Raw genomic sequence first — 25,372 nt, 5'->3', positions numbered from 1 at the left:
ACGTACCCTCCCGCCCCACCGGCCGGTGGCCGCCAGGCCGGGCGCCACTCCCACGCGCCGCTCGCGCGCCCGGTCACCCCCACCATGCCGCAGCCGCCGAGCCGGCACCACACTCCCACCCGGCCTTGGTGCGCTCGGATCACCCACGACCCGCAGACGCCGAGCCGGGGCGAGCACGCACCCAGCCCTTCGTGCACACCCGAAGCCCCCACAGCCTGCGGTCGCTGAGCCGGTGTCGAACCACCCCACCCCTTCGTGCGCACCGGCCACTCCCACCTGCCGCAGTCGCTGAGCCGGTGTTGGACCACCCATCCCGCTCGTGCGCACCGGTCACCCCCACCTGCCGCAGCCGCTGAGCCGGTGTCGGACCACCCCGCCCCCCTCATGCGCCCCAACAACCGGTCCGCACCCGGCAGCGAAACGCTCGCCCCTCCCGAAGCGCTGCCCGCCGCCTCCCCTGAGCCGCCCTCCCACAGCCTGCATAGCGGGGACGGGACGGGTGTCAAGGGTGGAGCGACAGCGGAATCGGCGCAGCCGACGCGACCGTAGGGAGCGCCCTTGACGGCCGGCCCGGCCCCGCGACCATCGAGACAAGAGGGCGGCCATCCCCGCACCCTCGCGGACACTGGGTGACCTCGGCGTTGACCCGTTCACCTCAGCCTCAGCCTCAGCCTCAAGCCCGTTCTGGTGCGGGGTCGGCACCTTTCATATGTGGGGGTTGCTCGCGGGAGGCAGGGCTGGCGCGGGCGGAGGTCGTGGGGGCTTCTGGGTGGGGCGAAGCGGCAGTCGAACTCGGCTCTCTGTGCCACCATTTGACGTGGCGTCACTGGGGCGGGCGGGCTGGTGGGAGGGGCGCGGCATGGGCCTGATTGAAGTGAAGCCGCTCAACAACGACGAGGACCCACGCAGGCTCGGCCGCTACCGCCTCATCGGGCGGCTCTCCTCGGGAGGCATGGGGCGGATCTACCTCGCCCGGCCCCTGGGCAACGGCGGCGCGCCCGTCGCGGTCAAGACCCTGCTCGCCGACGGTCCGGTCAGCGACACTGACCGGCGCCGCTTCGCCCGCGAGGTGGAGCTGGCCCGGAGGGTCGACAGCGCCTACACGGCCCGCGTTCTCGACGCTGATCCGGATGACGACAGACCCTGGATGGCCATCGAGTACATACCGGCCCCTGCCCTGTCCGAGCTGGTCCGCAGGGGTGGGCGGCTGCCGGTACCGGCCGTGCGCTGGATGGGGGCGGGGATCGCGCGGGCCTTGGTGGCCCTACACGAAAAGGGCATCATCCACCGTGACGTCAAACCCCAGAACGTTCTGCTGCCGCTGGCCGGGCCCCGTGTCATCGACTTCGGCATCTCCCACGCGTACGACATCACGCGTACGACCCTGACACTCGGCACCATCGCCTTCACCTCCCCTGAGCAGGCGCGCGGCGAGCAGTCCACCATGGCGTCCGACGTGTACTCGCTGGCCGCGACCCTCTTCTTCCTCGCCACGGGCCGCCCGCCCTACGCGGACACCGCCGACAGCCTTCGCCTGCTGAACCTGGTCCAGCGTTGTGAGCTCGATCTGAGCGGGCTGCCACCGGAGTTGGACCGACTGCTTCGGCCCTGTCTGGCGGCCGCACCCACCGAGCGGCCCGAGCCCGACGACGTACTGCGGCGCTGTCTTGAGGGGCTCAAACCGCCGACCGGGTCGGGCTCCGGGTCGCGTGGCGAGCAGCGGTGGCTGCCTCGCGACTGGACGGCGCTGATCAAGGCGTACGAGGCGGAGGGGCGGGCGCTGGGGCAGAAACCGGGAGGCCCGGCCTCCGGAGGCCCTTCGCGCCCGCAGGCTCAGCCAAAGTCAAAGCCCCCAAAGCCAAAGCCCTCAAAGCCGAAAGCCCAGCCCCCGGCGCCGCCGCCCTCCCACACTCCACCGCTCCAGCCGCCCGCCAAGTCCTCATCCAGCGGAGGTGGTTCCTGGGTGGTGGCCGTGTTGATCGCGATCGCGGTATTCATCTGGCAGCCCTGGGACGGGGGCAATACGGGCAGTAACTCCACCAGCGGCAACTCCACCAGCGGCGCGTCGACGAGCGGGGTGTCGAGGAGCGGGGCGTCCAGTGGGCTCACCACCGGCGGTTCTGTAGCCAGCTCGGGTGGCACCTCGATCGGCCGCGACCGTGACAGCCCCGCCCTCACACCCACCCCCAGGCCCACGCCCACATCCACTCGGACCCGACCTCGGACCACGACGCCCACTCCGACACCCACCCGGACCCGGACCCGGCCCCGGACCACGCCCCCAAGACCAGACCCCACCGAGATCGCCTTCAGGAACGTCAGGGCGGGCTCCTGCCTCCCGGTGTACGACACCGGCCGCGGCGGCACGGCCATAAGGTGGAGCGCCAGCGTCCCGCCCCGCGCGGTGCCGTGCGGCAGCACCAACGCGTACGTCCGCGTCACCAGAACCCGCGCGACAAGCTGCCCCAACGGCATCGGCGAGGGCTCCTGGAGCTACCGCACCAGCGGCCAGGTCAGAAAGCTCTGCCTCACCCGCATCTACCGGGTGGGCTTCTGCCTGCTCGGCAAGCAGTCGGGCGACAGGATCCGGCTCGGCGCGCTCACCGGCGTGAACTGCCGCAGCCAGCGGGTCCCGGTCGGGTACGACCGGATCATGCATATCACCGGTGTCTACCGGGCCCCGGCGGGTGCGAGCGTGAGCAACTGCCGCCGCGTCTCAGGCGACCAGACGCGGTACCGGGCCTGGCTGGTGAACAACAAGCGCACGCTGCTCTGCACGAAGGTCTACCGACCCTGATGCGCCATGCGCGGCCCAGCGGATTGTCTCCGGTGCCCTCTAGACTGACGTACGTGGAGAGCATCGACTGGAAGAGCGATCTGCGGCAGCGCGGCTACCGGCTGACGCCTCAGCGGCAGCTGGTGCTCGAAGCCGTCGACGCCCTGGAGCACGCGACCCCGGACGACATCCTCGGCGAGGTGCGCAAGACCGCCTCCGGGGTCAATATCTCCACCGTCTACCGGACGCTTGAGCTCCTGGAGGAGCTCGGTCTGGTCAGCCACGCCCACCTCGGGCACGGCGCCCCCACGTACCACCTCGCGGACCGCCACCATCACATCCACCTGGTGTGCCGGGACTGTACGAACGTGATCGAGGCCGACGTCGAGGTCGCCGACGAGTTCATCGCCAAGCTGCGCGGCACCTTCGGGTTCGAGACCGATATGAAGCACTTCGCCATCTTCGGCCGGTGCGCGGCCTGCTCCGCCAAGCGGGAGGCCGAGCAGGGCGTCGAGAAGGGCGCCAAGCAGGAGGCCGAGCAGGCCGCCAAGCAGGGCGCCGGGCACGGGACCGGCAGGGGGAAATAAAAAAGGCGCCCATCGGGTCGTAGGGTGAGTGGATATGCAGCGTCATACGAAGAGCAGCCCCCTGCTGGCCCTGCCCGGTGCGGTTCCCGCGGAGGGGCCGGACGAGGGCGTAGCCGCGCACTACGGCGAGCTGTTCCGGGAACAGCGGACCCTCGCCGACGGCAGCGGATTTGTTGATCTCTCGCACCGCGGCGTGGTCACCGTCACCGGCTCCGACCGGCTCAGCTGGCTGCATCTGCTGCTCACCCAGCACGTCAGCGAGCTGCCCGCCGGGCAGGCGACCGAGGCGTTGATTCTGTCCGCGCACGGTCATATCGAGCACGCTCTCTATCTCGTCGACGACGGCGAGACCACCTGGGCGCATGTCGAGCCCGGCACCCAGGACGCGCTGATCGCGTACCTGGAGTCGATGAAGTTCTTCTACCGGGTGGAAGTCGCCGACCGGACCGACGAGTTCGCGGTCGTGTACCTTCCGGCCGGGTCGATCGCCCCGGTGCCGGACGGCGCCACCGTACGGGAGACCGCGCACGGCCGTGACCTCTTCCTGCCGCGCGCCGGGCTTGAGGCGTACGCGGAGGCCAACGGTCCGGCCATCGGCATCCTCGCCTACGAGGCCCTGCGCGTGGAGGCCCACCGGCCGCGGCTCGGCTTCGAGACCGACCACCGGACGATCCCGCACGAGCTGGGCTGGATCGGCTCCGCGGTCCATCTGCAGAAGGGCTGCTACCGGGGCCAGGAAACGGTCGCCCGGGTCCACAACCTGGGCAAGCCGCCGCGCCGACTGGTCTTCCTGCACCTGGACGGGAGCGAGGTGCACCTGCCCGGGCCTGGCGCTGAGATCCGGCTGGCAGCGGACGGTCCGGACGGGCGCAAGCTGGGGTTCGTGACGACTTCAGCCCGCCACCATGAGCTGGGGCCGATCGCGTTGGCCCTGGTCAAGCGCAATGTGCCGATGGACGCGGAGCTGCTCGCGGAGACCACGGCGGCGGCCCAGGAGGTCGTGGTCGAGCCGTAGGGCTGCAGGGGCTTAGGGGGTAGGGGCGTAGGGGCGAGCCTCAGTCCGGCCCGGCGACCGGCCCCGCAACCCGCCCGGCCCGCTCATATTTCCAGGAGCACCGTGAACGGGCCGTCGTTCGTCAGCGACACCCGCATCTGCGCGCCGAAGCGGCCCGTCGCCACCGTCGCGCCCAGCGCCCGGAGCTGGGCCACCACCTCGTCGACCAGGGGCTCGGCGACGTCGCCCGGCGCCGCCGCGTTCCACGTCGGGCGGCGGCCCTTGCGGGCGTCGCCGTACAGCGTGAACTGGCTGATCACCAGGAGCGGGGCGTCGATGTCGCTGCACGACTTCTCGTCGCCCAGCATGCGGACCGACCAGAGCTTTCTGGCCAGCTGCGCCGCCTTCTCCTTGGTGTCCTCATGCGTCACCCCCACCAGGGCGCACAGCCCCTCGCCCTTGATCTCGCCGACCGTCTCGCCGTCCACGACGACGCTCGCGCCGTCCACACGCTGTACCACTGCTCGCATAGCGGCCATGATGCCGTGTGTCACTGACATCGCCGTGGGATAGCCCGAAGGCATCATCCGCCAGGTAATGCCATGGGCCTTTCCGGGCCGTTCGGGTGCACTCCGCCACATCTCAGGCATCCGGGGTGACACGATGCACCCACGCGACACACCCGCGCGGTGTGCCGCACCGGTCGAGGGGACGGTTCCACCATGAGCAGCACTCCGAGCAGCACCGGGCAGCCCGCGGTTGCCTCGCCACCACGCCCGCCCGCCCAGCGCTCCGGCAGCGGCGGTCCTGTGGCGCCCCCGCTGCCCGCCGTGCCGGAGCACGACCTGGGCGTACTGCGGCTGGCCGAGCTCCGGACGCTGCGCCGCACCTCGCAGCAGGACGAAGCTGACCTCAGCTACGTACGGCGGCTGCTCCAGGGGCGGATCGACATCCTGCGGGCCGAGCTGGCGCGGCGCGGCGGCGACGGCCTGGTGGCGGCCCCGCTGAACGGGTCCGGGTCCGGGGCGAGGTCCGGGGCCGGGCCCATGTCCGCCGCGTCCGGCTCCGCGGTGTCCGCTGGCGCCGTCGTCGGCCGCCTCTCGGAGATCCTCGCCGACACTCCGTCGCGGCACCGCTCGTCCGCCCGCCATGTGACGCTCGGCACCCCGCACAGCGAGGAGTACGGCGGGCTGGCGTCCGAGATGCTCGCCGAGGTCGAGCTCTCCGACCTGGACGCCCGTACGGATGACGAGCTGCACACCGGTATAGGGCGGCTGGTCCGCTACGAGCAGCAGGTCTCCCGGCGCCGTCAGGAACTCCAGCGGGTCGCGGACGATTGCAGCACCGAGATCGCGCGCAGGTACCGTGAAGGCGAAGCGCAAGTAGACGACCTGCTCTCCTGACTCACCGGCCACCCCGGTTCCGCAGGGGGTGGGTCGGTCAAGTCCGGAAGGCCCACGATGACCGCCACCCCTGCCGCCGCCGTGCCTGCCGCCGTGCCCGCCGTCACCCCTGCCGCCGCCGTGCCTGCCGCGATATCCCCGGTCCTCGCCGAGGTCGTACGCTCCGGCTTCGTCGAGGGCCACCATCGCGGGTCGCTGGTGCTGCTAGCGCCCGACGGCAGTGTGGAGCTGGCCATCGGCGAGGTGCGCGCCCCGGTCTTCCCCCGTTCGTCGAACAAGCCCATGCAGGCCGCCGCGCTGCTGCGCTCGGGCCTCGACCTGTCCGGCGAGCGCCTCGCGCTGGCCGCGGCGAGTCACTCCGGCGAGGGCTTCCACCTGGACCTCGTACGGAAGATGCTGGCCGAGTTCGGGCTGACCGAGGCGGCCCTGCGGTGCCCGGCGGACCTGCCGCTGGACGCGGTCGAGGCCGAGGCGTACCTGGCGGCCGGGTCGGTGCGCGAGCGGGTCACCATGAACTGCTCCGGCAAGCACGCGGCGATGCTCGCGGCGTGTGAGCGGGCGGGCTGGTCCACGGCGGACTACCTGGACCCCGCGCACCCCCTCCAGCGCCTCGTCCGCGAGGTCGTCGAGGAGGCCTCGGGGGAGTCGGTCGCCGCGACCGGTACGGACGGCTGTGGGGCCCCGCTGATGGCGATCAGCCTCACCGGTCTCGCCCGTGCCTTCCGGCACTTCGTCCTCGCCGCTCCCGGCTCCGCCGAGCGCCGGGTCGCGGACGCGATGCGGGCCCACCCCGAGTATGTGGCGGGCACCCGGCGCCCGGACACCTGGCTGATGCGGGAGGTGCCGGGGGCGCTGTCGAAGATGGGCGCGGAGGCGGTACAGGCGGTCGCGCTGCCGTCCGGACGGGCCCTCGCGTTCAAGATCGACGACGGCGCGGGGCGGGCGCTCGGGCCGGTACTGGCGCGAGCGCTGACCCTGCTGGGGGTCGAAGGGCCGGTACGGGAGCGGATCGGCGCGGCGCCGCTGCTGGGCGGCGGTGAGCCGGTGGGCGAGATACGGGCGACGTTCTGACGGCACCGGTGGCCCCCGTGGCGGGCGGGGGCGGGGCGGGGTTCCGGAGGGGACGGGACGGGGTTTCGGAGGGGTGGAGCCTGGCCCCCGAAATCCGGATGCGGTGTCGTACGTCCGCCGCATAGCGTGGAGTGATGGCCATTGATGTCCGTACGATCACCGACGCCGAGGTCCACGACTGGACCCGCGCCCTGAACACCGGCTTCCTCCGCTCTCCCGTCGTCTCCGACGAACAGCTCGCGGACCGCCGAGCGAGTACGGACCTGGACCGCACCCAGGGCGCCTTCGACGCGGGCCGCTGCGTCGCCACCTTCCGGTCCGTCCCGCAGGAGCTCACCGCCGTCGGCGGCACCCCGGTGCGGACCGACGCGGTCACCAACGTCACCGTCTCGCCGACCCACCGCCGTCGTGGCCTGCTGACGCGCATGATGGCCGCCGACCTCACGGCCGCCAAGGACCGCGGCGACGTCCTGGCCTCCCTGATCGCGGCCGAGTACCCGATCTACGGCCGCTACGGCTTCGGCCCCGCCACCCATACCGTCGAGTGGGAGGTGGACGTTCCCCGGACGGGTCTCGACCGCCGCTGGTCCGGTCCCGGTCCCGAGGACGGCGGCGGCCGGATCGACCTGGTCGACGCCGCCGACGTCCGCAAAGTGGGGCCCGAGCTGCACGAACGCCTACGGGCCCGACAGCCGGGCGTGGTCGACCGGGACGAGCGCTGGTGGCGGGTGAACACCGGCCAGATCCAGCACCAGGGCCTGCCCTGGGAGGAGCCGCACTACGCGGTGTACCGCGCGCCGTCCGGCGAGATCGACGGCCTGGTCGTCTACCGCTCGGACCAGAAGTGGGACGACGCCCAGCCGCTCAACACGGCGACGGTGGCCCAGCTGATCGCGGTGTCCCCGGCCGCCGAGCGCGCCCTGTGGCACTACCTCTGCTCGATCGACTGGGTGCTGAAGGTACGCAGCGGCAACCGCGCCCCCGACGACCTGCTGCCCCACCTCCTGCCCGACCCACGCGCCGCGCGGATCGTCGCCCACGCGGACTGGCTGTGGGTGCGGCCGCTGGATGTCGTACGGGCACTTGAGGCGCGTACGTACGAACAGTCGGGCGGGCTGGTCCTGGAGGTGGCCGACCGGCACGGCCTCGCGGGCGGCCGGTTCCAGCTGGACGCTGGCCCGGACGGCGCGACCTGCGTGCCCACCACGCGGTCCGCCGAACTGTCCCTCGACGTCGGCGAATTGGGCGCGCTCTGGCTGGGGGACGCGTCGGCGGTGCGGCTCGCGTCGCTGGGGCGGGTACGGGAGGAGCGGCCGGGTGCTGCCGCCACGGCTGAGGCGTTGTTCCGTACGGCGCGGCGGCCTTGGTGCCCGGACGTGTTCTGAGGCGTACGTCGCCCTCCACGGCCTCCGGTGGCCGGGCCGCGCGGCACCCCTTCCTGTTCATGGAGCAGGCCCGGCTGGTTCAACGCCTTGTGGAGCACGATCAGTCCAGAGCTGATGACCCTGAAGGGTCAGGTGGCGGGTCCGGTCACCGTCAGCGTCAGGACCACTGCCCCGATCGAGCTGCGGGTGGGATTCCGCGCCTTGATGCCTGACCGGTGAATCCCTGTCCCTCCACATCGGCCTGCTGGCGGAGAAGATGTACACCAGCGAGACCGTTCCGCAGCGGATCAAGGTCCGTATGTTGCTGCCGTCGGAGACGTCGGACCTGCCTTACCCGCGTTCCAAGGTGGAACCGGCCGACCCGTGTGTGCTGGAACGGCTGCGGACCATCATGCTCCGCCACACGGCGTTGTTGCGCTCTGCTCTGCTGCAGCTGCAGCTGCAGCTGCAGACGGACGGCCTCGTGCCCTCTGTCGAGGTGGAGATTCGCCATCTTCCGGTGTTTCCGATGTCCAAGCTCTATCTGCTCAACAACACCCAGGCGCTGTATGGCTCGTACGAGCCAGTCGAGCGCCGCATCCGGCTGGACAGCGGGGAAGAGCTGGAGATCTGGGACCTGCTCGGAGTGGGGTCCACGCTCACCCACTTCATCCGAGAGGCCGATCCGAGCTCGCAGGGATCGGCCTTCGTGGAGAGCAAACAGCGCTGGTTCGAGTCCTGGTGGGCCGTGTCAACCACCTGACCGGCGCCACGGATTGAGGTTGCCGTGCAGTAGAGCGTCGTCGCGGGTGCCCCACGCCGCCTTCTGAGGTCCACCGGGCAGGTCCACCGGACAGGTCCTAGGCCGTCCGCTTCCGGAACAGCACTCCCGCGGCCACCACCGAGACCACCAGGATTCCCGCGCACCACGCCAGCGCGATCCACGGCGTGGCGCCCACCGGCTCGCCCAGGAGGAGCCCGCGCAGGGACTCGATGACGTGGGTGACGGGCTGGTGGCGGGCGAAGCCCTGAAGCCAGCCGGGCATGGTGTCGATGGGGACGAACGCGCTGCTCGGGTAGGGCAGGAAGCTGACGAAGAAGGTGAAGCCGCCCGCCGCTTCCGACGTCTTGGCGAGCAGGCCGACCGTCGCGGAGAGCCAGGAGAGGGCCAGGATGAAGGCGAGCAGGACCGCGGCCGCCGCGAGCCAGCCCGCCGCGGTGGCCGCCGGACGGAAGCCGATCGCGAAGGCGATGCCGAACACCAGGGTGGTGGCGGCGAGATTGCGGGCGGCGGAGGCGAGGACATGGCCCGCCAGGATCGGCGCACCGCCGACGTCGAGGGAGCGGAAGCGGTCGATGATGCCGCCCTTGAGGTCGTCGGTGACGGCGATGGCGGTGGTCGACGAGCCGAATCCGGCGCAGAGCAGGAGCACGCCGGGGACGACGTAGGTGACGTAGCTCGCGGTGTCGGTCTGGATGGCTCCGCCGAAGAAGTAGACGAAGATCAGCAGCAGGAGGACCGGGAGTGCCAGTGACGTGATGAGCGCGTCGATCTGACGGCGGCTGATGCGCAGGGAGCGGCCGGTCAGGGTCAGTACGTCAGACATGGGCGTGGTCCTGGTCCTGGTCCTGGTTTTCGTCTTGGTCTTGGTCTTGGTCTTGGTTTTGGTTTTGGTCTTGGTCCTTGGAGTGCGTGCTGCCGTCACGCGTCAGCGCGAGGAACACGTCGTCGAGCGTGGCCGTGTGGAGGGTGAAGCTCTCGATCGCGGTGCGGTCGGGGTCCAACTCGTCCAGCAGGGCCCGGACATGGGCCGCGCTGCCGTCGGTCGGGATGCCGAGGGTGCGGGTCTCGGGAGAGCGGTGGACGGCGTGCGGCAGCAGTCGCGTGTAGGCCGCGGAGTCGGCGAGTACGAGGTCCAGACGGTGGCCCGCGACGCGTCGTTTCAGCTCGTCGGAGGTGCCTTCGGCGACGAGCTTCCCGCCGTCGAGCAGCGCGATCCGGTCGGCCAACTGGTCGGCCTCCTCCAGGTACTGGGTGGTGAGGAAGACCGTCGTGCCCCGGGCCGCGAGCTCCCGTACGACGCTCCACAACTCCTGGCGACTGCGCGGGTCCAGACCGGTCGTCGGCTCGTCGAGGAAGAGCACCTCGGGGTCGCCGACCAGCGACGCGGCCAGGTCCAGGCGACGCCGCATGCCTCCGGAGTACGTGTGGGCCATGCGATCGGCCGCGTCGGCGAGGTCGAAGCGGGCCAGCAGCTCGGCGGCGCGGGCGCGGGCCGCCGGGCGGCTGAGGCGGGCCAGCCGCGCCATCATGCGGAGGTTCTCGGCGCCGGTCTGCAACTCGTCGATGGCCGCGAACTGGCCGGTGAGGCTGATCGCGCGGCGGACCTGGGCGCGGGCGGCGCTGATGTCGTGCCCGGCCACGCGCGCGGTCCCGGCGTCGGGGTCGGTGAGGGTCGCCAGGATGCGTACGGCGGTGGTCTTGCCCGCGCCGTTGGGCCCGAGGAGGGCGTGCACGGCGCCGCGCGGGACGGTCAGGTTCAGGTCGCTGAGTACCTGAACGTCTCGATAGGACTTGGTGAGGCCAGTGGCCTCGATCGCGGGATGGTCGGGGTGGTCGGCCACGGGGGTGCCCCTCTCTGGACGCGCCGCGTACTGCGTATGTCATACGCGTTATGGTGTAAGGGTTACGCAGAACTAGGATGTGCGTCAAGTGGCGCGGCGAGGAGGCGTAGATGGCGGAGGCGGACGACGGCGGCGTGACGGGTGACTCCGGGCTGCCCGAGAGCCTCGCCCTGGCCTGGGGCCTGCGGGAACGCCCCGCGAAGGGACCGAAGCCCGGCCTCAGCCTGGACCGGATCGTGAGCGCGGCGGTCGACCTCGCGGCGGCCGAGGGGCTCGGCGCGGTGTCCATGGGGCGCGTGGCCAGGGAACTGGGCGTCTCGACCATGTCGCTGTACCGCTATGTGGCCGCCAAGGACGAGTTGTACGTCCTGATGCAGGAACGGGCGATCGGCCGCCCCCCGGAGCCGCCGCCCCCCGGAACCCCTTGGCGCGAGCGCGTCGCGCGGTGGACGCGCGCGCAGCGCGAGGTCGCGCACCGGAACCTGTGGACGTTGCGCATCCCCATCCAGGGTCCGCCGCTCGGGCCCAACAATGTGGCCTGGATGGAGCAGGGTCTCGCGGCGCTGGAGGGCACCGGCCTGACCGAGGACGAGAAGCTGGGCGTGCTCAGCCTGATCGGTGGTTTCGTCCGGAGCGAGGCCGTGCTGATGGCTGATCTGGACGCGGCGATGAGTGCGCGCGGCATCGCGCCGGACGAGTCGATGCGCCGCTACGTCCGCACCCTCCGGGCACTCACCGCCCCCGATGCGGACAACTTCCCCGCCGTCACCCGCCTGCTGGACTCTGGGGCCATGGAGCAATCAGAGGACCCGGAGACGCGCACCCCCGACGCGGATTTCGACTTCGGCCTCACCACGCTGCTGGACGGCGTCGAGGCCCTGGTAGAGCGGCGGGAGTAAGGGGAGGGTTTGGGACACGACCTGGCCGGTACATCGGCGCAGTTGGTGCCCCAAACCCTCCTCTCCCCTCCCCTCCCTCGCCATCACGGCTCAAGCAGCACCTTGCCGACCAGGGTGCGGGCCTCGATGGCGGCGTGGGCCTTGGCCGCCCGCTCTAGGGGGAATACCTCGCCGATGACCGGGCGCAGGTGGCCCGCGGCCGCCTCCTCGTACGCGGCAGCCCGTAGCCGCTGCTGCTCCTCGGGCGCGAACCGCATGTCGCCGATGCCGTACACGGTGATGCCCCGGCGCTCGGCCTCCGCCGCGTCGATGTCCGCGAAGTCGCCGGTGGGGGCGCCGTGCAGGGAGAGCCGCCCGCCGTCGGCGACCAGCGGGAGGGCCCGAGCGCCGAAGGCGCCGCCCACGCCGTCCAGGACGACGTCCGCCCCGGACGCGCCGAGCGCCTCGCGGGCCCGCTCTGGCCAGTCCGCGTCCGCGCCGTCGACCGTGGCGTCGGCGCCCAACTCCCTTACCAGCGCCCGCTTCCGCTCCCCACGCGCAACGGCCACGACCCGCGCGCCCCGGGCGTGCGCCAGCTGTACGGCGAGGGTGCCCATGCCGCCGGACGCGCCCAGGATCAGCACCCGCTCGCCGGGCTTGACGGCGGTCAGCTCGATGAGCCCGAGCGCGGTGATGCTGTCCGTGACCAGGGCGGCCGCGTCGCGCGGTGACAGTCCGTCCGGCACCGCCGTCAGCGTGTCGGCGGCACGGACGACGCGCTCGGCCGAGCCCCCGGTGAACCCGTCGGACGACGCGACCCGACGCCCGACCCACCCGGGATCGACCCCCGCCCCGACCTCGCGCACCGTCCCGGCGACCCCGCTGCCGGTCACGTACGGCAGCTCGACGGGGAAGAACTCCCCGCCCCAGCCGTTCCTGACCTGCGTTTCCACGAAGATCGTGTCGACAAAGGCCACGTCGATGAGCACCTCACCGGGGGCCACAACCGGCTCCGCTACGTCGGCCGTCACCAGTACTTCCGGACCGCCGAACTTCGATACCTGTGCTACGCGCATGACGTATCCCCTCATGGTGGTGCGTGGTGGTGCGTGGTCGTGATCGGTATGAGGGGAGTCTCAAACATGAAGCAAGGTTGAGGTCAACTGCCTTCTGTGCGAGGCGGTCAGCCGCGGTCGCCCAGGATCTCCGCGATGCGGACGAACCCATCCGCGCCGTGGCCCCGTCCGACCGTGCGGCGGGCCATTCCCTCCGCCGCGCGCATCAGGCTCGCGTCGATACCGTGCGCCTCGGAGGTGTGGACGATGTGGTGCATGGATGACACCGCCGAGGTGATCGGGTTGTCGTCGCCGGAGAAGTCGCCCGCGTCCAGCTTCGCCGCGTAGTCCTCGAAGATCGGCGGGAGGATCGCGCCGATGCCCTGCGCGAAAGGTGCCAGCTCCTTCGCGGTGATGCCCTCCGCCTTCGCCACCGCCAGCGCGTGCGCGTAGCCCGCCATCGATGTCCAGAAGATGTCGAGCAGCGCGATCTCGTACGAGGCGGCCCGGCCGGGGTCCTCACCGAGGTGGGTGTGGGTGCCGCCCAGCGCGTCCAGTACGGGCTGGTGCTCGCGGTAGAGCTCCAGCGGGCCGCTGTGCAGGAACACCGCGTCCGGGGTGCCGATGCTGTCGGTTGGCGTCATGATCGCGCCGTCCAGGTAGCGCACCCCGTGGTCGGCCGCCCAGTCGGCGGTGGACCGGGAGCGGTCCGGGGCGTCGGCGGTCAGGTTCACGACCGTACGGCCCTTGAGTGCCTTGGCTACCTCGGCGCGCCTCAGGACAGCGTCCGAGGCGTCGTAGTTCACCACGCACACGACGGTCAGCTCGCTCGCCGCGACGGCCGCCTCGGGTGAGGGGGCGCTGATCGCGCCCCGCTCGACCAACTCCTTGTCCCGGCCCGGCGTTCGGTTCCACACTGTGGTCCGTAGCCCGGCTTCGAGGAACGCGGTGGTCAGCGCGCGGCCCATCGGCCCCAGACCGAGCACGGTGACGGAGGACGCTTGCTGTCCGCCCTGTCCGCCCTGTCCGTGCTGTTCTTGCTGTTCCGTACGTGAGGACATGCTCTCTCAACTCCTGGATAATAAGGCTGAATAGCTATGAAGGGGGCGAACATGACGCGCAGCCGTGCTCAGGATCCGGAGGTCTGTGGAGTGACCGCCGCGATCGCCGTGATCGACGGCAAGTGGAAGACCAACCTGCTGTGGCTGCTGGAATCGGGCCCGCAGCGCCCCGGCGAACTCCGTCGGCAACTGCCGGGCCTCAGCGAGAAGGTGCTGACCCAGGCGCTCCGCGAGATGGCGGCCGACGGGCTGGTGCACCGTGAGGTCTATGACTCGCTACCGTTGAAGACCGAGTATTCCCTGACCGAGTTCGGCCGCGACCTCGCCGACGCGCTGGGCCCTCTCGCCCACTGGGGCCACCGCCGCCTGGACCGACTCGGACACCCTCAACTCATCTCCTGACGCACCATCAATAGCATGTGGGTACCTGTCTTCAGCGCCCTGCCCTGCTCACCTGGAACCACTTTCACCTAGCTCCGCGCCCCCGACAAGTACCCACAAAAAAGTGGCTATCGGCGGTACCCCTCAGCCGCCCACGTACGCCGCGAGGTGCTCGCCCGTGAGGGTGGAGCCGTCGGCGACGAGATCGGCGGGGGTGCCTTCGAAGACGATCTGGCCGCCGTCGTGGCCCGCGCCGGGGCCGAGGTCGATGATCCAGTCGGCGTGCGCCATGACCGCCTGGTGGTGCTCGATGACGATGACCGACTTGCCGGAGTCGACCAACCGGTCGAGCAGGCCGAGCAGTTGCTCGACGTCGGCGAGGTGCAGGCCGGTGGTCGGTTCGTCGAGGACGTAGACGCCGCCCTTCTCGGACATGTGGGTGGCCAGCTTGAGTCGCTGCCGCTCGCCGCCGGACAGGGTGGTGAGCGGCTGGCCAAGGCTCAGATAGCCGAGCCCGACGTCCGCGAGCCGCTGCAGGATCTTGTGGGCCGCCGGGGTGCGCGCCTCGCCCGCGCCGAAGAACTCCTCGGCCTCGGCCACCGACATGGCGAGCACCTCGCTGATGTCGCGACCGCCGAAGTGGTGGTCGAGTACCGATGCCTCGAACCGCTTCCCCTCGCACTCCTCACAGGGGGTGGCGACCCCGGCCATCATCGCCAGGTCGGTGTAGATGACACCGGCGCCCTTGCAGGTGGGGCAGGCGCCTTCGGAGTTGGCGCTGAACAGCGCGGGCTTCACGCCGTTGGCCTTCGCGAACGCCTTACGGATCGGGTCGAGCAGCCCGGTGTACGTGGCCGGGTTGCTCCGCCGGGAGCCGCGGATCGCGCTCTGGTCGATCGAGACGACCTCCTCGCCCTTGGCCAACTGCCCCGGCACCGACCCGTGTACGAGCGAGCTCTTGCCGGACCCGGCGACGCCGGTGACGACGCACAGCACTCCGAGCGGGATGTCGACGTCCACGGACCGCAGGTTGTTCGCCGTCGCGCCGCGGATCTCCAGGGCGCCGGTGGGCTTGCGTACCGTCTCCTTGAGGGTGGCCCGGTCGTCGAGATGACGCCCGGTGACGGTGCCGCTGGCCCGCAGCTCCTCGACGGTGCCCTCGAAGCAGACGGTGCCGCCCGCCGTACCGGCGCCTGGCCCGAGGTCGACGACATGGTCGGCGATCGCGATGGCCTCCGGCTTGTGCTCCACGACGAGGACCGTGTTGCCCTTGTCCCGCAGGCGCAGCAGCAGGTTGTTCATCCGCTGGATGTCGTGCGGGTGCAGGCCGATGGTGGGTTCGTCGAACACGTACGTGACGTCGGTGAGCGAGGAGCCGAGGTGGCGGATCATCTTGACGCGCTGCGCCTCGCCGCCGGACAGCGTGCCGGACGCCCGGTCGAGCGAGAGGTAGCCGAGGCCGATCTCCACGAACGAGTCGAGCGCCCCCTGTAGCGCGGTGAGCAGCGGAGCCACCGACGGTTCCTTGAGTCCGCGGACCCATTCGGCCAGGTCCCTGATCTCCATCGCGCAGGCGTCGGCGATGCTGATCTTCTTGATCTTGGATGACCTGGCGGCCTCGCTGAGCCGGGTGCCGTCACAGTCGGGGCAGGTGGCGAAGGTGACCGCGCGGTCCACGAAGGCCCGGATGTGCGGCTGCATCGACTCGCGGTCCTTGGAGAGGAACGTCTTCTGGATCTTCGGGATCAGCCCCTCGTAGGTGAGGTTGACGCCGTTGATCTTCACCTTGGTCGGCTCGCGGTAGAGGAAGTCGTGCCGTTCCTTCTTGGTGTAGTCGCGGATCGGCTTGTCCCGGTCGAAGAAGCCCGACTCGGTGATGACCCGTACCACCCAGCCGTCCCCGGTGTAGGTGGGGATGGTGAAGGGGTCATCGGCGAGCGACTTGGAGTCGTCGAAGAGCTGGGCGAGGTCGATGTCGGAGACGCTGCCCCGGCCTTCGCAGTGCGTACACATGCCGCCGGTGCGGCTGAAGGTCACCTTTTCGGTCTTGGTCTTGTCGCCACCGCGGTCGACGGTGATCCCACCGCTCGCACTGACCGAGGCGACGTTGAAGGAGAACGCGCCGGGCCCGCCGACGTACGGCTTCCCGAGTCGGCTGAAGAGGATGCGCAGCATCGCGTTGGCGTCGGTGGCCGTGCCGACCGTGGAGCGGGGGTCGGACCCCATCCGCTGCTGGTCGACGGTGATCGCGGTGGTCAGCCCGTCGAGTACGTCGACCTCGGGCCGCGCCAGCGTCGGCATGAAGCCCTGGACGAAGCTGCTGTAGGTCTCGTTGATCATCCGCTGGGATTCCGCGGCGATCGTGTCGAAGACCAGCGAGCTCTTGCCGGAGCCGGAGACGCCGGTGAACACCGTCAGCCGACGCTTGGGGAGTTCGACGCTGACGTCCTTGAGGTTGTTCTCGCGCGCGCCGTGCACGCGGATCAGGTCGTGGCTGTCGGCGGGGTGCTGCGAAGCGGCGTGCTGCGAAGGCGACTGCGTGCCGCCCGTCCTCGTGGCCATACTGATTGTTTCTCCCTCTGTGCGGCGCGGCAGAGCTTCTGGGGGGCCTACGGTGCCTATGGGGCCGCTGAGGCCTCTGGGGCCTACGGCTCCTCTGGGGTCAGGACTCACTGGGTGCGTGGCTGGTTGATCCGCAGCATGTTTCCGGCGGGGTCGCGGAAGGCGCAGTCGCGGACGCCGTACGGCTGGTCCATCGGCTCCTGCAGCACCTCGCCGCCCGCGGCGCGGACGCGCTCGAAGGTGGCGTCGCAGTCGTCGGTCCTGAGGATGACCCCGCGCAGCAAGCCCTTCGCCAGCAGTTCCGCCATCGCCTCCTTGTCGGCGGGGGAGGCGTTCGGGTCCGCGAGCGGCGGTTCGAGGACGATCTCCACATCGGGCTGCGAGGGCGCGCCGACCGTCACCCAGCGCATTCCCTCGAAGCTGACGTCGTTCCGTACCTCCAGGCCGAGCGCGTCCCGGTAGAAGGCGAGCGCCTGGTCGTGGTCGTCCACGGCGATGAAGCACTGTGACAGCTTGATGTCCATGCGTTTCACGCTACGGGCGGGGACCGGCTTTTTCTTCTCGATTCCTGACCGGTCGCGTGTGGATCTTGGCGACGCAGGCCGGGATGGCGGCGCCCTCGTCATGGCGGCGGGCCCGGTAGGCGCTGGGGCTCTCGCCGACGAGCTCGGCGAACCGCGTGCTGAACGACCCCAGCGAGGTACAGCCGACGGCGAAGCAGACGTCCGTCACCGACAGGTCACCGCGCCGCAGCAGGGCCTTGGCCCGCTCGATCCGGCGTGTCATCAGGTAGCTGTACGGGGTCTCGCCGAAGGCGGCGCGGAAGCTACGGGAGAAATGGCCCGGCGACATGAGCGCGGTACGCGCCAGCGCGGGCACGTCGAGGGGTTCCGCGTACTCGCGGTCCATCCGGTCACGGGCCCGACGCAGCCGGACGAGATCTTCCAACGCCATGCGTCCACCATCCCACGGCGCCACGCCCGGTGATCTGGCTTGCGCGACTTGCGCGACTTGCGCGGGTTACGCGGGTTTGGCGACTCACGCGTCGTCGTCGCGCCGGTACGGCGTGCGGTAGGCGCGGAGAGGGGTGTTGGCGGCTGCTACGGCGCCGATCGCCACCACGGCGGACAGCCCACCGGCGACCAGGGAGAAGGAGGCGGACGTAGCCGACGCCAGCAGGCCGCCACGGAAATTGCCGAGCTCGGGCCCCGCGACGCCGATGACGTGCTCCACGGAGGAAACCCGCCCCCGGTACGCGTCCGGGGTCTCCCACTGGACCAGGGCACCGCGGGTGACCACCGACACGGTGTCGGCGGCACCGGCCACGACCAGGCAGCCGAGCGCCAGCCAGAGCGGCCCGGCCAGGCCGAACCCGGCCAGCGCCAGGCCCCAGACGGCGGCCGCGGTCAGCTGGACAACTCCCCCTCGGCGCCAGCGTGTCACCGTGCCGGACAGCAGGCCGGCCGCGATCCCGCCCACCGCGACGGCCGAGAGGAACAGGCCGAGGGTCCGCGGATCGCCGCCGAAGCGGGCCTCGTTGACCAGGGGGAAGAGGGCGACCGGCATGGCGAGCAGCGTCGCGGACAGGTCGGTGGTCATCGAACCCCACAGCGTCGGACGACGCAGAACGACCCGCCAGCCGCCACGCTCCGCCCGGCACCTGCCACTCGCCGCGCCCGAGCCCTTGCCCCCGCGCCCGCCCTCGCCCTTGGGTTCGGGACCGCCCTCGCCCCCGGGTCGTACGGCGGGGAGGCGGATCACCGCGAGCAGCGAGACCGCGACCAGGACGGCCTGCGCGCCGTAGGCGGCGGCGAAGTTCCAACGGGCGATGATCACCCCGGCCAGCGCGGGCCCGGCCAGCATCGCCGCCTGGAAGGAGATGTTGGTGAGCGCGAGCCCGGCCGCGACCTGGTCAGTCGGCAGCAGCCGAACCGGCAGGGTGCGCCGGGCTGGTGCGCCCAGCGCACCGCAGGCGGTCGCCGTGGCGACCAGGGCGAGCAGCAGCGGCACGCTCCGGTTGCTCGCCAGAGCCTGGGCGCACAGCCCTGTGGCGGCCAGCAGTTGGCCGACGGTGGTGGCCCGTACCACCGCGCGCCGGTCGACAGCGTCGGCCAAAGTCCCGCCGAGCAGCCCGAACAGCAGCATCGGCAGGCCGGTGGCGATCCCGATGGCGCCGGTGGCGAGTGGGCTGCCGGTCAGGTCCCAGACCTGGGCCAGCACCGCCATGCTGGCTATGAGTCCGCCGAGTTGGGAGGCGGAGGTACCGATCCACAGATCGCGGAACGACCGGTTGCTGCGCAGGGGTCGGGTGTTGAGGAACCAGACGTGCGGCCGCCGCCCTCTCACTGAGCTGGCTTGCTCATCGCGGCGGCTTGCCGAGGTGGCCGAGGACGCGCTCGCGCATCGAGCGACGTTCCAGCGCCCGCCGCAGGTCCTCGACGACGGTGGTCAGTGGGTACGGGATCTCGGCGTCCAGCTCGGCGACCGTCGTATGGGTGGCGCGCCACTCGGCCTCCAGGAACGGCACCAACGCCCGGCCGCGCTCGGTCAGGTCGATCCGCCGGGTGCGGGCGTCGGGCCCGGGCTCGGAGCTGACCAGGCCCTCCTTGCGCATGGCGGCGATGGTCTGGCTGATCGCGGAGTGCGAGCGGTCCAGGGACTTCGCGAGCTGGCGGATGGTCAGCGGCCCGGTGTGGGCGAGCCTGATCATCGGATAGGCGAACCGCGGCCGTACCCCCTCGATGCCCCGCGCGACGTAGACCTGTTCGACCTCGGCGTCCATGGCGGACAGCAACGCGTGCAGCGACTGCCAGGGATCAGGCAGCGCCGTGGGATCAGAAGATGTCACAGCGCTAATATAACAGCGCTGCGACAATGGTCGCCGCGCGCCCGTATGGCCCTGACGTGCTTAGGGTCGACGCATGAGCAAAAGCCCTCATTCCAACCCGCAGGCGGCCCCGCGGGCAGACTCACGGACGTCCGGCGACGCCGCCCCTGACGCTCGGTTCACGAGCCTCGTCACGGACTGGGCCGCTGCGATCGTCGCCAATGACCCCGTCCGTATCGCCAGCTTCATGGCCGACGAGTGGGTGATCGTTTCCGAGTCGGGCGTCGCCTCGAAGGAGCAGTTCCTCCGCCTCGTCGAATCCGGGGAGCTGACCCACTCGGCGATGGCCCCGGTGACACGCCCCAGGGTGCGCGTCTACGGCGATACGGCGGTCGTCACCGCACGCGCGACGAACACGGCCCATTACCAGGGCGCGCGCTACGACGCGGACGAGTGGACGACCGACGTGTTCGTGCGGCGCGACGGCCGCTGGCTTTGCGTACTGAGCCACATCACGCCGGTGGCGCCCGACGCGTGACGGGGCCTGGTCAGGATCTATGCCGCGACATAGCGTTAGCGTGTCAGCCGCGTCGCTGTCCGCGTCGCGCGGAGGCGTTCGACAGGACCAGGACGGAAGCATGTCGGGAGAGATCTCGCCCACCGGGAAGCGCTTCGGCTCCGGCTCATCGCCCGAGTTACGGGCCTCTCATACGGACCGGGACCGCGTGGTGGATGTGCTGCGCATCGCGGCGGGGGATGGTCTGCTGGCCGCGGACGAGCTGGACGAGCGACTGGAGGCCGCCCTGGCGGCGCGGACGCTGAGCGAACTGGCCGTACTCACCGCTGACCTGCCGCCCGTATCGGCTACGGGTGCCGTGACCAGAGCAGAGGTCAAGGACGTCGTCCGGATCGAACAGATCCACAGCGGCGCGGTCGAGCGCGCGGGCCGCTGGGTGGTGCCGCGGAGGCTGGAGCTCGAGGTGACGTTCTGCGAGGTGACGCTCGACTTCACTGACGCCGTGATCACGCACGACAACTTGCGGATCGACGTGGCCGTGACGGGGAAGACCCTGACGCTGATCACGAGGCCGGGCGTCGTGGTCGACACGGATGGTCTGCAGCTGGTGCACAGCAAGGTCAAGCACTGTCAGAATCCGATGAATACGACGAATCCGATGAATCCTGACACGCCAACCACCCTTCGAGTGGAGCTGGTCGGCCAGAAAACCTACGGTCGCGTCGTGGTGCGGTCCCCGCGCCGGACGTTCGGGCAGTGGCTGCTGCGCAAGCCCGCGCCCCTGCTGGATGGATCGTGATCAGTGGCGCGGAACACTTTTGCAAGCACCTGCTTGCAAAAGTTAGCGCGGGTGGGGCAGCATCGGGGTATGGCATCACTCAACGTCGGCAACCTCGGCGAGTATCTCCGTGAGCAGCGGCGCAACGCGCAGCTGTCGTTGCGGCAGCTTGCCGATGCCGCCGGGGTGTCCAACCCGTATCTGAGCCAGATCGAGCGCGGCCTGCGTAAGCCGAGCGCGGAGATTCTGCAGCAGCTCGCCAAGGCGCTGCGGATCTCCGCCGAGACGCTGTACGTCCAGGCGGGGATTCTCGACGAGCGTGAGCGGGACGAGGTGGAGACGCGGGCCGCGGTGCTCGCCGATCCCACGATTAATGAGCGGCAGAAGCAGGTGCTGCTGCAGATCTACGAGTCGTTTCGCAAGGAGAACGGGACCGACGTCACCTCGACCGTGGTGACGTCGTTCGCTGAGGACACCGCCGATGCCGGGCCCCGCACGGCCGACGACGACAGTGGTGCAGACCGACCCCCATCAGCTTGATTTCCGTTGAGTCCAGGAGGACCAACCCATGGCTATTGCCGAGGACATCCGTAAGGCCGCCGACGCCAAGCCCCTCTACTTCGTCGCCGGGACCGCCGACATCGCCTATGAGCAGGCGCTGAAGGTGCCCGGTCTGATCGAGCAGCTGGGTACCGAGGCGCCGGGGTGGTTCGAGACCGTACGCAACACCGACCCCAAGGACGTTCAGCAGAAGGCGGCCGCTCGCGCCAAGGAGGCGCAGGAGCTCGTGCAGACGAAGGTCACCGGGTTCGTCGGCGTGCTGGACACCGATCTGAAGAAGATCGGTGACGCCGTTCAGGACGTCGCGCTGCGGGGCGTCGGGATCGCCGCTGAGGGCGTGGTCAAGGCGCGTGAGACGTACGACAAGGTCGCCGAGCGCGGTGAGGGCGCCGTGCGGACCTGGCGTGGCGAGGCCGCCGACGCGGACGCTGAGGAGAAGAAGGGGACGGGGGAGCTGGGGGCCGCTGAGGCTGGCGCCGCGAAGCCCGCTGGCGCTTCGGAGCCCGCTGGTGCCTCGGAGAGGGGTGGTGCCTCGGAGAGTGAGGGGACTGCCGCGAAGGCCACGACCAAGAAGACCGCCGCCAAGAAGGCGACTACGGCGAAGAAGTCCACGGCGTCCACGTCCTCGGCGTCGTCGGCCAAGTGACGGCCGGGTGACTGCCCGGGGGAGCGTCCGGCCGGGGCACCATCCGCGTGCTTCGGCCGTTCTCCGGGTACGGTGAATGCGTAGGTGGACTCGACTCGGGTGGTGGCATTGTGCTGACTCAGGGCTTCGGCAACTTGTTGTGGCTGATCTTTACCGCCATGCTCGTGCTCGCCGTGGTGGCGCTGGTCATGGCGGCGATGGCCCGTGAGGACGCCTATCGCGCGGCCAACAAGCAGACCAAGATGTTCTGGGTGATCATCCTGGGCGTCACGGTCGCGGTGAATCTGGTGGTTCCGTTCCTGTTCCTGCAGATCGCCGGGCTGATCGCGACGATCGTCTTCTTCGTCGACGTACGGCCCGCGCTGCGGGAGGTCACCGGCGGGAGCGGTGGGCCGCGGCGCGGCTCCAGCAGCGACGGCCCTTACGGTCCGTACAACGGCGGACGGTAGGACCGTCAGGCCCCTAGGGCTTGCCCCCGCGGTCGAGGAGTAGTACGGCCACGTCGTCTGTCAGCTCGCCGCCGTTGAGGTCCCTGACCTCGTTGACGGCGGCTTCGAGCAGTTCCTCACCCCGCAGGCCGGTCTCGATCTGGCGGCGGATCACTTCGACCATGCCCTCCTGGCCGAGTCGCTGGTTTCCCTGTCCGATGCGGCCCTCGACCAGCCCGTCCGTGTAGAGCATCAGGCTCCAGGCGGCGCCGAGGTCGACCTGCTGGCGGGACCAGCGGGCGTGCGGCAGCAGGCCCAGTGCCGGGCCGCCGTTGTCGTACGGGAGCAGCTCGGCGAGGCGGCCCTGGCGGGCGACCAGGGGCGAGGGGTGTCCGGCCAGCCAGAGCCCGGCCCGGCGGCCGTCGGGGGCGATGTCGATCATGCAGAGCGTCGCGAAGATCTCGTCGTCCGGGCGCTCGTGCTCCAGGACCTGCTGGAGCGTCGAGAGCAGCTCGTCCCCGCACATCCCGGCGAGGGTCAACGCGCGCCAGGCGATGCGCAGTTCGACGCCGAGCGCGGCCTCGTCGGGGCCGTGTCCGCAGACGTCGCCGATCATGGCGTGCACCGTGCCGTCGGGGGTGCGCACGGTGTCGTAGAAGTCGCCGCCCAACAGGGCGCGGGAACGCCCTGGCCGGTAGCGGGCCGCGAAGCGCAGCGAGGAGCCCTCTAGGAGCGGGGTGGGCAGCAGGCCGCGCTCCAGGCGGGCGTTCTCCTGTGCGCGCAGCCGGGACTCGGTGAGCTGGCTCTGCGCGCGGTCGGCGCGCTTGCGCTCCACGGCGTACCGGATGGCGCGGCTGAGCAGCCGGGCGTCCAGTTCCTCCCTGAGCAGGTAGTCCTGCGCGCCGACCCGTACGGCCTCCACGGCCCGCTCGGCGTCACCGGACGCGGTGAGCGCGAGCACGGCGTGGCGGGGCGCGAGCCGCAGTACGTGCTTCAGGGTGACCAGCTCGTCGGTGACGTGCAGGGCGGTGGGGTCGGCGGGCGTGGTGGAGGGGATGGCCGACGCGCTGGGTGCGGGCAGCGCGAGGTCCAGCAGGATGCAGTGCACGTCGTCGGTGAGCAGCCGCTCGGCCTCGGTGAGGTTGCGGGCGGTACGGATGCGGATGGGCTTGCCCGCGGTGTCGAGCAGTGCGGGCACGCTCAGCGCCCCCGCCGGATCGTCCTCGATCACCAGCAGGGTCAGACTGGCGTCGTTGTCGACGCCCATCGGATGCGCCTGACCACCTTCCACGGCCTGAAGCGCTCGCTGCCGCGGTATGGGCACGGGCATGGTTGGGTTCCTTCCCTCCCCCCGAGGGCGCGGTGGAACGCGTGCGGCGGACCACCCGACGGGGACCATAGCGCTAGCGGGCGCCGCAGTGGAATGGCATGCCGCGAAGATCCGGTGTCATATGCCGCACCGAGCGCCGCATTTGGGCGGGACCGGGTTGTATCGGGCTCCCGAGGGGATGACGAACATCACGCCCGGCCGCTCTCGCTGGTGTGCTGCGTCACTGTGACGCGCCCCACCCTGAGGTTTGCCTGTCCCCGCCCGTCGGGCCCGTCCCGCCTCGTCCCGCCTCGTCCCGCCCGTCGCCCGATTCGGCCAGCGCCGCGCTTCACCCGCCTGGGCGTACGACCCCGAGTATCGGCATCGATCCCGCGCCCGCCTTCGTGACGTGCCGCCCCGGTCGCGGTGAGTGCACCATCGCCCCGTCGCCTAGGTACATCCCGACGTGGCTGGCGTCCTTCCAGTAGATGATCAGGTCGCCCGGTCGCATCTCCGCGACGTCGACCCTCGGCAGCCGCTTCCACTGCTCCTGGGAGGTCCGCGGGATGCCCTGCCCGGCCGCCGCCCAGGCCTGCGAGGTCAGCCCCGAGCAGTCGTACGAGCCGGGCCCCTCGGCGCCCCACTCATACGGCTTCCCTATCTGCGCGGTGGCGTACTGGATCGCCTTCTTGCCTTGGCCGGTCGCGCCGCTTCCGCTCCCGCCGCCCCCATGGAGCGCGCCGGAAGCCAGCCAGGCCTTCTGGCGCTCGCGCGCGGCCTGCTCCTCCAGCTTGCGCAGCCGCTCCCGCTCCTCCTTCTTGAGCCGCGACTCCAGCTTTTCGGCCGCCGCGATCTTCTTCTTTATCTCCTTCGCTGCGGCCGCCTTCTTCTTGCTCAGCCCGTCGAGTTTCTTCCAGTGGCTGGACGCGTCCGCGGAGTAGGTCTTCAGGTCGTCCTGCGTCCTGGTCAGCTCGGCGAGCACCCCCACGGTCGCGTGCTGCCCCTGCCGGACCTGCCTGGCGCCCCGCAGGAACTGCTGCGGGTCGTCGCTGAGCATCAGCTGCGCCTCGGCTGGCATGCCGCCGCCGCGGTACTGCGCGCGGGCCGCCGCGCCCGCCCGCGCCTTGAGCCGGTCCAGCTTCTCCTGGCCCCGCACCACGGCGTGGGCCAGCTTCACTATGTCCTTCGACTGCTTCTTCGCCTTCTCCTCCGCGGCGTTGTACGCCTCGGTGGCGAGGGCGGCCTCGCGATACAGCCGGTTGATGTCCTTGCGGACGTCCTCAAGGCTGCGGGGAGAGACGGGTGTTGGCTCCGCGGGGGGCGCAGCGGGGGGCGTCGCAGGCCGCGCATGGGACGGCGCTGGCGTGGCCAAGAGGGTTACCGCGCAGATCAGCGCGGTAAGGGCCATGCTCGACATGGCCATGCCTGAGCTTCGCTTGCCGATCATGCCTACGCCCCCCAATAACTGATTGCTCGTCAGTAACCTTGGCGCCTCCGGATGGTGCCATGTCCGTGCGCGATACGACAGATGTGTGTGCGACTGTCGAAC

At 70.7% G+C, this 25,372-nt stretch carries 26 protein-coding genes; 14 read left to right on the top strand and 12 right to left on the bottom strand.

The window, feature by feature from the left end; translation table 11 throughout:
- The first annotated feature begins 859 nt into the window (after positions 1-859).
- The 3 genes from GCN81_RS32070 to ygfZ are packed head-to-tail and all read left to right on the top strand — an operon-like array spanning position 860 to position 4,378.
- Complete coding sequence (locus tag GCN81_RS32070) at positions 860-2,797, top strand: serine/threonine-protein kinase (RefSeq protein WP_197287822.1); 1,938 nt, start codon at positions 860-862, stop codon at positions 2,795-2,797.
- Positions 2,797-3,363 (top strand): Fur family transcriptional regulator, encoded by a 567-nt coding sequence (locus GCN81_RS28755; RefSeq protein WP_407698029.1) that lies wholly within the window; start codon positions 2,797-2,799, stop codon positions 3,361-3,363. The genes GCN81_RS32070 and GCN81_RS28755 overlap by 1 nt, the downstream gene beginning before the upstream one ends.
- A 34-nt stretch (positions 3,364-3,397) precedes the next feature.
- Positions 3,398-4,378 (top strand): CAF17-like 4Fe-4S cluster assembly/insertion protein YgfZ, encoded by a 981-nt coding sequence (ygfZ, locus tag GCN81_RS28750; RefSeq protein WP_156727474.1) that lies wholly within the window; start codon positions 3,398-3,400, stop codon positions 4,376-4,378.
- 83 nt (positions 4,379-4,461) lie between these two features.
- Here ygfZ and dtd read toward each other — a convergent pair whose 3' ends face one another.
- A complete protein-coding gene (dtd, locus tag GCN81_RS28745) occupies positions 4,462-4,887 on the bottom strand; it encodes a D-aminoacyl-tRNA deacylase (protein WP_156727473.1) in 426 nt (141 codons plus the stop codon).
- A gap of 192 nt (positions 4,888-5,079) precedes the next feature.
- Here dtd and GCN81_RS28740 point away from each other — a divergent pair, with 192 nt between their 5' ends.
- The 4 genes from GCN81_RS28740 (at position 5,080) to GCN81_RS28725 (ending at position 8,958) form a co-directional block, all read left to right on the top strand.
- Entirely contained in the window at positions 5,080-5,760 is a 681-nt protein-coding gene (locus GCN81_RS28740) for an RsiG family protein (RefSeq protein ID WP_156727472.1), read from the top strand.
- Between the two features lie 57 nt (positions 5,761-5,817).
- Positions 5,818-6,831 carry an asparaginase gene (locus tag GCN81_RS28735; RefSeq protein ID WP_156727471.1) on the top strand — a complete coding sequence of 338 codons (1,014 nt, stop codon included), beginning with the start codon at positions 5,818-5,820 and terminating at the stop codon, positions 6,829-6,831.
- A gap of 134 nt (positions 6,832-6,965) precedes the next feature.
- Positions 6,966-8,216: a GNAT family N-acetyltransferase gene (locus GCN81_RS28730; protein ID WP_156727470.1), complete on the top strand. Its 1,251-nt coding sequence runs from the start codon at positions 6,966-6,968 to the stop codon at positions 8,214-8,216.
- A 256-nt stretch (positions 8,217-8,472) separates the two neighbouring features.
- The gene (locus tag GCN81_RS28725; RefSeq protein ID WP_156727469.1) at positions 8,473-8,958 is read left to right on the top strand and encodes a hypothetical protein; all 486 of its coding nucleotides are present in this window, start codon (positions 8,473-8,475) and stop codon (positions 8,956-8,958) included.
- Between the two features lie 97 nt (positions 8,959-9,055).
- On the opposite strand, the gene GCN81_RS28720 is transcribed toward GCN81_RS28725, so the two are convergent.
- Positions 9,056-9,802, bottom strand: coding sequence for an ABC transporter permease (locus tag GCN81_RS28720; protein WP_156727468.1), 747 nt, complete (start codon positions 9,800-9,802; stop codon positions 9,056-9,058).
- Entirely contained in the window at positions 9,795-10,820 is a 1,026-nt protein-coding gene (locus tag GCN81_RS28715; RefSeq protein WP_156727467.1) for an ABC transporter ATP-binding protein, read from the bottom strand. The genes GCN81_RS28720 and GCN81_RS28715 overlap by 8 nt, the downstream gene beginning before the upstream one ends.
- 110 nt (positions 10,821-10,930) lie before the next feature.
- Here GCN81_RS28715 and GCN81_RS28710 point away from each other — a divergent pair, with 110 nt between their 5' ends.
- Entirely contained in the window at positions 10,931-11,719 is a 789-nt protein-coding gene (locus GCN81_RS28710; RefSeq protein ID WP_156727466.1) for a TetR/AcrR family transcriptional regulator, read from the top strand.
- 83 nt (positions 11,720-11,802) lie between these two features.
- Here the strand turns inward: GCN81_RS28710 and GCN81_RS28705 are convergent, their stop codons facing one another.
- A complete protein-coding gene (locus GCN81_RS28705; RefSeq protein ID WP_156727465.1) occupies positions 11,803-12,774 on the bottom strand; it encodes a zinc-binding dehydrogenase in 972 nt (323 codons plus the stop codon).
- Positions 12,775-12,881: 107 nt separating this feature from the next.
- A complete protein-coding gene (locus tag GCN81_RS28700; protein ID WP_156727464.1) occupies positions 12,882-13,814 on the bottom strand; it encodes an NAD(P)-dependent oxidoreductase in 933 nt (310 codons plus the stop codon).
- A 51-nt stretch (positions 13,815-13,865) separates the two neighbouring features.
- On the opposite strand from GCN81_RS28700, the gene GCN81_RS28695 reads away from it, so the two are divergent.
- Positions 13,866-14,216: a winged helix-turn-helix transcriptional regulator gene (locus GCN81_RS28695; protein ID WP_156727463.1), complete on the top strand. Its 351-nt coding sequence runs from the start codon at positions 13,866-13,868 to the stop codon at positions 14,214-14,216.
- A 123-nt stretch (positions 14,217-14,339) separates the two neighbouring features.
- Here GCN81_RS28695 and GCN81_RS28690 read toward each other — a convergent pair whose 3' ends face one another.
- The 5 genes from GCN81_RS28690 to GCN81_RS28670 form a co-directional block, all read right to left on the bottom strand.
- The gene (locus tag GCN81_RS28690) at positions 14,340-16,763 is read right to left on the bottom strand and encodes an ATP-binding cassette domain-containing protein (protein ID WP_156727966.1); all 2,424 of its coding nucleotides are present in this window, start codon (positions 16,761-16,763) and stop codon (positions 14,340-14,342) included.
- 101 nt (positions 16,764-16,864) lie between these two features.
- Complete coding sequence (locus GCN81_RS28685) at positions 16,865-17,281, bottom strand: VOC family protein (RefSeq protein ID WP_197287821.1); 417 nt, start codon at positions 17,279-17,281, stop codon at positions 16,865-16,867.
- Between the two features lie 10 nt (positions 17,282-17,291).
- Positions 17,292-17,711 (bottom strand): helix-turn-helix domain-containing protein, encoded by a 420-nt coding sequence (locus GCN81_RS28680; RefSeq protein ID WP_156727462.1) that lies wholly within the window; start codon positions 17,709-17,711, stop codon positions 17,292-17,294.
- Positions 17,712-17,795: 84 nt separating this feature from the next.
- Complete coding sequence (locus tag GCN81_RS28675; protein WP_156727461.1) at positions 17,796-19,103, bottom strand: MFS transporter; 1,308 nt, start codon at positions 19,101-19,103, stop codon at positions 17,796-17,798.
- Between the two features lie 13 nt (positions 19,104-19,116).
- Entirely contained in the window at positions 19,117-19,605 is a 489-nt protein-coding gene (locus GCN81_RS28670) for a MarR family winged helix-turn-helix transcriptional regulator (protein ID WP_156727460.1), read from the bottom strand.
- Positions 19,606-19,678: 73 nt separating this feature from the next.
- Here GCN81_RS28670 and GCN81_RS28665 point away from each other — a divergent pair, with 73 nt between their 5' ends.
- The 5 genes from GCN81_RS28665 to GCN81_RS28645 all read left to right on the top strand — a co-directional run bounded on the left by GCN81_RS28665 (position 19,679) and on the right by GCN81_RS28645 (position 22,535).
- The gene (locus GCN81_RS28665; RefSeq protein ID WP_156727459.1) at positions 19,679-20,122 is read left to right on the top strand and encodes a nuclear transport factor 2 family protein; all 444 of its coding nucleotides are present in this window, start codon (positions 19,679-19,681) and stop codon (positions 20,120-20,122) included.
- A 100-nt stretch (positions 20,123-20,222) separates the two neighbouring features.
- Complete coding sequence (locus tag GCN81_RS28660; RefSeq protein WP_156727458.1) at positions 20,223-20,900, top strand: DUF1707 SHOCT-like domain-containing protein; 678 nt, start codon at positions 20,223-20,225, stop codon at positions 20,898-20,900.
- Positions 20,901-20,969: 69 nt separating this feature from the next.
- Entirely contained in the window at positions 20,970-21,419 is a 450-nt protein-coding gene (locus GCN81_RS28655) for a helix-turn-helix domain-containing protein (RefSeq protein WP_156727457.1), read from the top strand.
- A 28-nt stretch (positions 21,420-21,447) separates the two neighbouring features.
- Positions 21,448-22,086 (top strand): hypothetical protein, encoded by a 639-nt coding sequence (locus GCN81_RS28650; RefSeq protein ID WP_156727456.1) that lies wholly within the window; start codon positions 21,448-21,450, stop codon positions 22,084-22,086.
- A 110-nt stretch (positions 22,087-22,196) separates the two neighbouring features.
- Positions 22,197-22,535: a DUF2516 family protein gene (locus tag GCN81_RS28645; protein WP_156727455.1), complete on the top strand. Its 339-nt coding sequence runs from the start codon at positions 22,197-22,199 to the stop codon at positions 22,533-22,535.
- A 13-nt stretch (positions 22,536-22,548) separates the two neighbouring features.
- Here the strand turns inward: GCN81_RS28645 and GCN81_RS28640 are convergent, their stop codons facing one another.
- Both GCN81_RS28640 and GCN81_RS28635 read right to left on the bottom strand, forming a co-directional pair.
- The gene (locus GCN81_RS28640; protein WP_156727454.1) at positions 22,549-23,844 is read right to left on the bottom strand and encodes a PP2C family protein-serine/threonine phosphatase; all 1,296 of its coding nucleotides are present in this window, start codon (positions 23,842-23,844) and stop codon (positions 22,549-22,551) included.
- A 328-nt stretch (positions 23,845-24,172) separates the two neighbouring features.
- The gene (locus GCN81_RS28635; protein ID WP_231627049.1) at positions 24,173-25,270 is read right to left on the bottom strand and encodes a C40 family peptidase; all 1,098 of its coding nucleotides are present in this window, start codon (positions 25,268-25,270) and stop codon (positions 24,173-24,175) included.
- Between the last annotated feature and the right edge of the window lie 102 nt (positions 25,271-25,372).

It is taken from the genome of Streptomyces apocyni, from assembly GCF_009739465.1.
Classification (GTDB): Bacteria; Actinomycetota; Actinomycetes; order Streptomycetales; family Streptomycetaceae; genus Streptomyces; species Streptomyces apocyni.
Note: the sequence above shows the minus strand (reverse complement) of the source record. Positions and strands in the feature narration are given on the sequence as shown.

Coding starts and splice junctions, on each gene's coding strand:
- GCN81_RS32070 (WP_197287822.1), top strand. CDS start 860: ATGGGCCTGATTGAAGTGAAGCCGCTCAACAACGACGAGGACCCACGC.
- GCN81_RS28755 (WP_407698029.1), top strand. CDS start 2,797: ATGCGCCATGCGCGGCCCAGCGGATTGTCTCCGGTGCCCTCTAGACTG.
- ygfZ (WP_156727474.1), top strand. CDS start 3,398: ATGCAGCGTCATACGAAGAGCAGCCCCCTGCTGGCCCTGCCCGGTGCG.
- dtd (WP_156727473.1), bottom strand. CDS start 4,887: ATGCGAGCAGTGGTACAGCGTGTGGACGGCGCGAGCGTCGTCGTGGAC.
- GCN81_RS28740 (WP_156727472.1), top strand. CDS start 5,080: ATGAGCAGCACTCCGAGCAGCACCGGGCAGCCCGCGGTTGCCTCGCCA.
- GCN81_RS28735 (WP_156727471.1), top strand. CDS start 5,818: ATGACCGCCACCCCTGCCGCCGCCGTGCCTGCCGCCGTGCCCGCCGTC.
- GCN81_RS28730 (WP_156727470.1), top strand. CDS start 6,966: ATGGCCATTGATGTCCGTACGATCACCGACGCCGAGGTCCACGACTGG.
- GCN81_RS28725 (WP_156727469.1), top strand. CDS start 8,473: ATGTACACCAGCGAGACCGTTCCGCAGCGGATCAAGGTCCGTATGTTG.
- GCN81_RS28720 (WP_156727468.1), bottom strand. CDS start 9,802: ATGTCTGACGTACTGACCCTGACCGGCCGCTCCCTGCGCATCAGCCGC.
- GCN81_RS28710 (WP_156727466.1), top strand. CDS start 10,931: ATGGCGGAGGCGGACGACGGCGGCGTGACGGGTGACTCCGGGCTGCCC.
- GCN81_RS28705 (WP_156727465.1), bottom strand. CDS start 12,774: ATGCGCGTAGCACAGGTATCGAAGTTCGGCGGTCCGGAAGTACTGGTG.
- GCN81_RS28700 (WP_156727464.1), bottom strand. CDS start 13,814: ATGTCCTCACGTACGGAACAGCAAGAACAGCACGGACAGGGCGGACAG.
- GCN81_RS28695 (WP_156727463.1), top strand. CDS start 13,866: ATGACGCGCAGCCGTGCTCAGGATCCGGAGGTCTGTGGAGTGACCGCC.
- GCN81_RS28685 (WP_197287821.1), bottom strand. CDS start 17,281: ATGGACATCAAGCTGTCACAGTGCTTCATCGCCGTGGACGACCACGAC.
- GCN81_RS28680 (WP_156727462.1), bottom strand. CDS start 17,711: ATGGCGTTGGAAGATCTCGTCCGGCTGCGTCGGGCCCGTGACCGGATG.
- GCN81_RS28665 (WP_156727459.1), top strand. CDS start 19,679: ATGAGCAAAAGCCCTCATTCCAACCCGCAGGCGGCCCCGCGGGCAGAC.
- GCN81_RS28660 (WP_156727458.1), top strand. CDS start 20,223: ATGTCGGGAGAGATCTCGCCCACCGGGAAGCGCTTCGGCTCCGGCTCA.
- GCN81_RS28655 (WP_156727457.1), top strand. CDS start 20,970: ATGGCATCACTCAACGTCGGCAACCTCGGCGAGTATCTCCGTGAGCAG.
- GCN81_RS28650 (WP_156727456.1), top strand. CDS start 21,448: ATGGCTATTGCCGAGGACATCCGTAAGGCCGCCGACGCCAAGCCCCTC.
- GCN81_RS28640 (WP_156727454.1), bottom strand. CDS start 23,844: ATGCCCGTGCCCATACCGCGGCAGCGAGCGCTTCAGGCCGTGGAAGGT.
- GCN81_RS28635 (WP_231627049.1), bottom strand. CDS start 25,270: ATGATCGGCAAGCGAAGCTCAGGCATGGCCATGTCGAGCATGGCCCTT.